This is a genomic window from Acinetobacter sp. USHLN143 (assembly GCF_037145695.1).
In the GTDB taxonomy this organism is placed as follows: domain Bacteria; phylum Pseudomonadota; class Gammaproteobacteria; order Pseudomonadales; family Moraxellaceae; genus Acinetobacter; species Acinetobacter fasciculus.
Window position 1 is genome coordinate 1 of the sequence record NZ_JBBCWZ010000136.1, and the last position, 3,463, is coordinate 3,463.

4 protein-coding genes and 2 pseudogenes are annotated in these 3,463 nt (G+C 39.2%); 1 reads left to right on the forward strand and 5 read right to left on the reverse strand.

Annotation, left to right across the window (positions count from 1 at the left end; all coding sequences use genetic code 11):
• Positions 1 to 72, forward strand: a pseudogene (locus WFH18_RS17070) (type II toxin-antitoxin system HipA family toxin); the annotation flags it as partial.
• A gap of 29 nt (positions 73 to 101) precedes the next feature.
• Here WFH18_RS17070 and WFH18_RS17075 read toward each other — a convergent pair.
• The 5 genes and pseudogenes from WFH18_RS17075 to WFH18_RS17095 all read right to left on the reverse strand — a co-directional run.
• Positions 102 to 236 (reverse strand): annotated as a pseudogene (locus WFH18_RS17075) (DUF2280 domain-containing protein); the annotation flags it as partial.
• Between the two features lie 70 nt (positions 237 to 306).
• Positions 307 to 516 carry a hypothetical protein gene (locus WFH18_RS17080; protein ID WP_004279609.1) on the reverse strand — a complete coding sequence of 70 codons (210 nt, stop codon included), beginning with the start codon at positions 514 to 516 and terminating at the stop codon, positions 307 to 309.
• A gap of 67 nt (positions 517 to 583) precedes the next feature.
• Positions 584 to 1,225, reverse strand: a complete 642-nt coding sequence (locus tag WFH18_RS17085; RefSeq protein ID WP_004279608.1) for a putative metallopeptidase — start codon at positions 1,223 to 1,225, stop codon at positions 584 to 586.
• Complete coding sequence (locus WFH18_RS17090) at positions 1,185 to 1,622, reverse strand: hypothetical protein (RefSeq protein ID WP_004279606.1); 438 nt, start codon at positions 1,620 to 1,622, stop codon at positions 1,185 to 1,187. Before WFH18_RS17090 ends, WFH18_RS17085 begins: the two co-directional genes overlap by 41 nt.
• Before the next feature lie 1,453 nt (positions 1,623 to 3,075).
• Positions 3,076 to 3,258, reverse strand: a complete 183-nt coding sequence (locus WFH18_RS17095; RefSeq protein WP_004730170.1) for a hypothetical protein — start codon at positions 3,256 to 3,258, stop codon at positions 3,076 to 3,078.
• Between the last annotated feature and the right edge of the window lie 205 nt (positions 3,259 to 3,463).

The window sequence follows — 3,463 nt, forward strand, 5'->3', positions numbered from 1 at the left end:
GGTTATGTATCGCCTTTTGAGTTTGAAGCAATGTACTATGATAAGATTAACCCGTTAGGTCAGGTGGCCTAACTTAAATAAAAAAGTCTCCGACAAACCCGGTACGGTTCACACTGACGGCGATCAATTTCAATATTGAACTCTTGCTTGACCAACTCCGCAACTTCTTGAGGGGTATCACGGCATGCAAGAGCTTGAACGATAAATATTTTTACAGGCTCTTTAAGTGCTGCCATAAATCCCCCTTTTGTCATGCTACGTCATGCAAAGTAGGCAAAAAAAATCCCCTTTAATCGGGGAGCTTTTTTAAATCATTTCAAAATGCCTCAATGCTTCTTCAACCTTACCCTTATGTTCTTCAGGACAAGGATGAACACGGTTATCTGGATCATACCTATTAGGTGCTTGCCTTTTAGTTAAACCATGCTGATTTTTAATATCTGCTATCCAGCAACTTTTAAAAGTACGCCCATGTTTTTCAGTAAGGAATTCTTGAATTTGTTTATATGTAGCCATACGTGCCCTCCTTTAGATCAAATCTACAAAAAAATGAAATAAAGTAAAGCTAAAATCTGATCCCATTTTAATTAATCACACAGTTCCCACAACATGCTGCAATATTCGTTTCAGATACAAACGGCGCATTCTTGGCAATTTCCAAAAGCCGTTTTACAGACTCATCTGCGCCCCATCGTTTGGTCTCACCAAAGAAAACTTCAACGTCATGGCCAGCCAGGTAATGCTTAGGTAAACCAGTCATATCGCTATAAATGATTTCACCATCTTCATCACGCTCTACACCGATGTGATACAGCTCATGCTCAATCAAACGGCAGAACTCACGATCTGAGGCTTGCTCACAGAAAGCAGCATCCACAGTAATCAGGTATTGAGGCACAAAGCCGAACCAGTCCCGCATCTGCTGTTCCTGGCGTGCTTTCTTCCAGCCGCCCACGTTAAACATCACCTTTTCACATTGACCCAGTACCATACGCTTTTTCGCTACGGCGGCAGATGAAGCCCATGCGAATGCAAGGAACTCTTCATTGTTATGCAGTAATTCAGCAATATGATCATGATCCGGGTTATGTAGTTCACCACCGAGAGTAAGCCAGTTATTCACGACCCATTCTTTAAGCTCTGGTGCTGGTGCCAAACGAATAGCCTCCTCTTCCTCAGCCTGATCAATCAGCTCCGTCGGCGGGAATGGTCTGAACTGTTCCATAAGATGCCTTTAAATTTCTCAGCCATGCCGTTGCACGGCCCATGTTGATATCATTGACTTCAAAACGCTGATAGCGGTAACCCATTTCTTCAGCATGGTCATAGCGATCCATACTCCAAGCTTTTGTGGCCAACTTACCTTTTCGACCACCAGACCAAGGCCCACCAGCAATTTCAATTAATGTGAGATAGCCAACCAGGTGCAAATCGAAACGCCAGTGCTTAGTACTTTTAAAATGAAAATATTCTTCGTATTTGATTTCCATCCGATCCAAGATTTCTTTTAATCGATCGAATGCTTCTAAGTATTTTTCACCAGCTTTGGGTAGGGGTCTGACACGCGATTTCTTTTTTGGCGGGATTTTTTGGGTGAAAAGTTTATAAGCCTTTTCATCCATACAAAGTGAACCGTAAATTATTAATGCGTTCTTTCAGCTTAATTATAATTTCATCGATTACCATCATTTGATGACGCGTCAATCCAGATCTGCTGAGATTCTGATACTTAGACAGCTCAGTACTGCAAAATTCTAAGTCTTGTTTAGCTTGTACTTTGTCTGTCATAGGTACCACCAATAAGAAAAGAAAAACCCCGACAAATTAATGACGGGGTTTGAGTCGTAATACGTTCGACAAAAGGAAAATAGCAATATATTTCAATAAAAAACCCGTTTAACTCTCTCCAATTAAACGGGCTTGACTTGCGTCACAACGTCTTTCTTCTTTTGCAGAGCAACTATATTGCTTAAATATTACAGCTTTATGAAACAGCTCTTTGCTTGAGTGGTTGTTATTCAACTTCTTTCAAACAATCCCGACACACTTTGATTTCTTCATCATCAATCGTGTAATCGATCTCAGTCGCACCGTGTAGGCCGAATAAACACATCAGTAATCTAAGCATGATTTTACTCCTGGACAATCAAGCAATCATGTCGCAAGAAATGTCAGTTATTTTCACTTATAAAACATAAATTTATGATATTTATTTCCAAAATAATGTCAGTAATTTTGTCGAACTAAGCAAGATTCCTTCCTGGTTAATCAAGCAATGATCAAGCATTTTAACTTGGTGTGATTACACTAATATTTCTCAGGGCATTAAATAAGCCCTTTTCGCAGGGCCAAACGCTACTCATTAATCCATCATCTCGAAATGGGCTATCAATCTGACTTCTTAACTTTCGTCCTGTATGGGTCGGGTTGTCATCCCAGATCTAGTATTTCTCTTAGGCCCACTCAGTACGTGACGAAATCGCACTGGATTCAAACCAATTTATACGGCTGGTTTCAGCATCCCACCGTTTGTGCTTTTAGCTGAACAAATGAATGTACAGCGTCACAAATCCGAATTGCCTAATGGCTGACGTTATTTCATAAGATCACCAATGAGTCAGGTTTATGGAATTTCAGGCATTAAAAAAGCCCGATCAAATTAATGAGCAGGCTTATATTTTTGATTTTGTATTATTCCACTTCTTTCAAACAATCCCGACACACTTTCTGGTCATCACAATTAATTTCAGTCACACCATGCAGGCCAAATAAGCAGAATATAAATTGGAGCATACTTTTCTCTATAAATTAAAAAAGCCTGATCAAATTCATGAACAGGCTTACCTCTTTTAAATTTACTTTATTTAATTTGTGTAATCATCTCTATGCTTACCACACTTGCAACATTCTACCTGAATAAAAATATCCGACTCATAAGTGTAGTGATGAAAGCATAATAGCTGCTTTAAGAGTTGCCGCATATTTTTCTCCCAAATGTTGGAGACCCCACTGAAAAGTGGAGTGATCATAGATGGTAAATAACAAGTTAGTACTTGCTCATCGCCTGCATAACAATTAGCTGTGAAGAACTTCTAATTCAAAACCGTTATCAATCATTTCATTAATACTGGGTATCAGTGCCTCCACCCACTCTCCCTTGCTCCAAACCTTTAAAATTCCATTCTCTTCCTTATAGTAAGCATGATCGAAAAGTGAGATATGATGAATAACCTGTGTTCCGTTTGGTATACGTGTCATACAAACCTCCAGACTTTTTGTTGTAATTTTAATCTATCAGAATATTATGTTTTTTAATTATAGATGCTTGTATCAATTCACTATTAAATGTGACCGGCTTTGTTGCACAAAGATTTGAAATGCAAAGCGCCCCTAATTGAGCCAAATTTAAGGCGTAACTTGGGTAAGTGGTCGACCTAATTCCGTAAATCTGTTAAGGACTGCT